The organism is Stenotrophomonas sp. STEN240 (assembly GCF_056756175.1).
The window spans coordinates 1-3,112 of the sequence record NZ_JBRRBO010000090.1 but is presented as its reverse complement, the minus strand read 5'-3'; the positions used below and the strand labels follow the sequence as shown (position 1 = coordinate 3,112).

Annotated in this window: 3 protein-coding genes; 1 reads left to right on the top strand and 2 read right to left on the bottom strand. The window is 64.9% G+C overall.

Annotation, left to right across the window (positions count from 1 at the left end):
* Nucleotides 1-80: 80 nt before the first annotated feature.
* Nucleotides 81-1,157, bottom strand: coding sequence for an alanine racemase (alr, locus tag ACVOKO_RS19400; protein WP_346501018.1), 1,077 nt, complete (start codon nucleotides 1,155-1,157; stop codon nucleotides 81-83).
* Nucleotides 1,157-2,422, bottom strand: coding sequence for a D-amino acid dehydrogenase (locus ACVOKO_RS19395; RefSeq protein WP_346501020.1), 1,266 nt, complete (start codon nucleotides 2,420-2,422; stop codon nucleotides 1,157-1,159). Before ACVOKO_RS19395 ends, alr begins: the two co-directional genes overlap by 1 nt.
* A gap of 150 nt (nucleotides 2,423-2,572) precedes the next feature.
* Between ACVOKO_RS19395 and ACVOKO_RS19390 the strand changes: the two genes are divergently transcribed.
* On the top strand, nucleotides 2,573-3,049 hold the full coding sequence (locus ACVOKO_RS19390) for a winged helix-turn-helix transcriptional regulator (RefSeq protein WP_303747673.1): 477 nt from the start codon (nucleotides 2,573-2,575) through the stop codon (nucleotides 3,047-3,049).
* The last annotated feature ends 63 nt before the right edge of the window (nucleotides 3,050-3,112 follow it).

Here is a 3,112-nt window from a genome sequence, read left to right as displayed (position 1 = left end):
CGCGCCCCCCGCCGTGGGCGGCTGTGTCCGTGGGTCCCTCCTCCCGGCCCCCCCGCCCCCCCCCACTACAGGAGCTCAGCTCACTCCGACAGATATACCCGCGGGGTGCGCTTGAGACTGCACGGCAGCCGGTACGCGCTGGTATTGCAACGCGGTGCCAGCTCCGAGATCGTTGGTGCATTGCCCCACAGCTGCACGATGCTGCCGCGTGCGGCCTGCGGATGGTCGCTCAGGTCCACCGTCAGCATGTCCATCGACACACGCCCGATCAAACGCCCGGGCACGCCATCAATCAATACCGGTGTGCCATTGGGCGCGAACTGCGGATAGCCATCGGCATAGCCCATCGCCACCACGCCCACCCGCGTCGGCACTTCAGCAACAAAACGCGCGCCGTAACCCAGCGGCTCGCCGACGGCGAGTTCGCGCACTGCGATGACCCGCGACTGCAGGGTCATCACCGGGCGCAGCTGCGCCGCGTGCGGGCTGGGCTGCGGATACAGCGGATCGGCGCCGTACAACATCAGGCCCGGGCGCACCCAATCGCTGCGCACATCCGGCCAGCCCAATAGCGCTGGCGAATTGCACAGGCTGGTTTCGCCAGCCAAACCCTCTGTGGCACGTACGAAAACATCCAACTGCTCGCGGGTGCGGTTGCTGTCCAGTTCGTCAGCGCGTGCCAGGTGCGTCATCAGCACCAGCGGGCCGACCTGCGGCAGCGCGGTCAGGCGTGCATGCGCGTCGCGGAATTCCTCCATCGACAAACCCAGCCGGTGCATGCCGCTGTCCAGCTTCAACCAGATACGCAGCGTGGCGTCGGTCTTGAACGCTTCCACCGCTTCCAGCTGCCACGCCGTCGCCACCACCACCCAGAAATCGTGCTCGACGATCAATGGCAGCTCGGCCGCGTCGAAGAACCCTTCCATCAACAGGATCGGGCCGCGAATGCCGGCCTGGCGCAGCTCCAATGCCTCCTCGATGCAGGCCACGCCGAAACCATCGGCCTCGTCCTGCAGCGCGCGCGCGCAGTTCACCGCACCGTGGCCGTAGGCGTCGGCCTTGATGATCGCCAGCGCCTTGCCGCCGCCCAGCTGGCGCGCAAGCCGGTAGTTGTGGCGCAGCGCGTCCAGGTCGATCAGTGCCTGTGCCGGGCGCATCAGTGCTGCCCCTTGCCGTAACGGAAGATATCCAGCCCCTCGGTGCTGATCTGCGGCTGCTTGCCGCTCATCAGGTCGGCCAGGTAACGGCCGGAGCCGGCGGCCATGGTCCAGCCCAGGGTGCCGTGGCCGGTGTTGAGGAACAGATTGCGATACGGCGTTGCGCCGATCACCGGGGTGCCGTCGGGCGTGGCCGGGCGCAGGCCGGTCCAGAAGGCGGCCTGGCTCAGATCACCGCCATCCGGGTACAGATCCTTGACCACCTTTTCCAGCGTGGCGCGGCGGCGTGGTTCCAGCGACAGGTCAAAACCGGCAACTTCAGCCATGCCGCCGACGCGGATGCGGTCTTCGAAGCGGGTGATGGCGATCTTGTAGCTCTCGTCCAGGATGGTCGAGTTCGGTGCCATCGCCGCATTGGTGATCGGCAGGGTCAGCGAATAACCCTTCAGCGGATACACCGGCAGCTGCATGCCCAGCGGTGCCAGCAACTGCGGCGAATAACTGCCCAGTGCAAGCACGTAGTGATCGGCGGTTTCCAGCTTGCCGTTGATGCGCACGCCGGCGATGCGGTCGCCATCGGACTGGATCGAGGCGATGTCCTGGTCGAAGCGGAACTCCACCCCGGCCGCTTCGGCCAGTGCGGCCAGCTTGTTGGTGAACAGCTGGCAGTCGCCGGTCTGGTCCTCGGGCAGGCGCAGTGCGCCAACCAGCATTTCGGTCTTGCCTGCCAGCGCCGGCTCAACCCGGGCGATGCCTTGGCGGTCCAGCACTTCATAGGGCACGCCGTATTCGCGCAGCACTTCGATGTCCTGTGCGGCGGCATCCAGCTGCTGCTGGGTGCGGAACAACTGGGTGGTGCCCAGCTGGCGGCCTTCGTAATCGATGCCGGTGGCCGCGCGCAGCTCGTTGATGCAATCGCGGCTGTAGTCGGACACGCGCACCATGCGCGCCTTGTTGACCGCATAGCGGGCGGAGGTGCAGTTGCGCAGCATCTGCCACAGCCAGCGGTACTGGGCCATATCCGCAGTCGGGCGGATCGCCAGCGGCGCATGTTCTTCGAACAGCCACTTGATCGCCTTGAACGGTACGCCCGGGGCGGCCCACGGCGAGGTGTAGCCAAACGACAGTTGGCCGGCATTGGCGAAGCTGGTCTCCAGCGCCGGGCCAGGCTGCCGGTCAACCACGGTGACATCAAAGCCGGCCTGCCGTAGATACCAGGCACTGGTCGTGCCGATCACACCGCTGCCAAGCACCAGAACGCGCATTTTCATTCTCCGGACCACATCATTCCCTGCGCACGGGATGGCAGGGGCTAGGAACGGCGCAGTATATTCAGGGTGAACCAGTGTTTTTACCTTTATTGATGCGGTGAATCAGGGTAATTTCCTGTTTCGTTCATCAAAAGCAGAGCCGCCATGGCCACCCGCAGCCGCGAACTGGACAAGATCGACCGCAAGATCCTGCGCATCCTGCAGCAGGAGGGCCGCATCTCCTTCACCGAGCTGGGCGAGCGCGTTGGCCTGTCGACCACGCCCTGCACCGAGCGCGTGCGCCGGCTGGAACGCGAAGGGGTGATCACCGGCTACTACGCGCGGCTGGATCCGTCTTCGGTCAAGGCCAGCCTGCTGGTGTTCGTGGAGATCAGCCTGGCCTACAAATCCGGCGACATCTTCGAGGAATTCCGCCGTGCCGCGTTGAAGCTGCCCAACGTACTGGAATGCCATCTGATGTCCGGCGATTTCGACTACCTGCTCAAGGCCCGCATCAACGAAATGGCCTCCTACCGCAAACTGTTGGGCAGCACCTTGTTGACCTTGCCGCACGTGCGCGAATCCAAGAGCTACATCGTGATGGAAGAAGTCAAAGAAACCCTGTGCCTGCCAATCGAGTAGTGCCTAGCCATGCTCGGCAGGGGCTCTAGCGGCAACCCCGCCATGTAGTGCCGAGCCATGCTC

Excerpts from the sequence above, each read along its gene's own strand:
- alr (WP_346501018.1), bottom strand. The coding sequence starts at position 1,157 with ATGCGCCCGGCACAGGCACTGATCGACCTGGACGCGCTGCGCCACAAC.
- ACVOKO_RS19395 (WP_346501020.1), bottom strand. The coding sequence starts at position 2,422 with ATGCGCGTTCTGGTGCTTGGCAGCGGTGTGATCGGCACGACCAGTGCC.
- ACVOKO_RS19390 (WP_303747673.1), top strand. The coding sequence starts at position 2,573 with ATGGCCACCCGCAGCCGCGAACTGGACAAGATCGACCGCAAGATCCTG.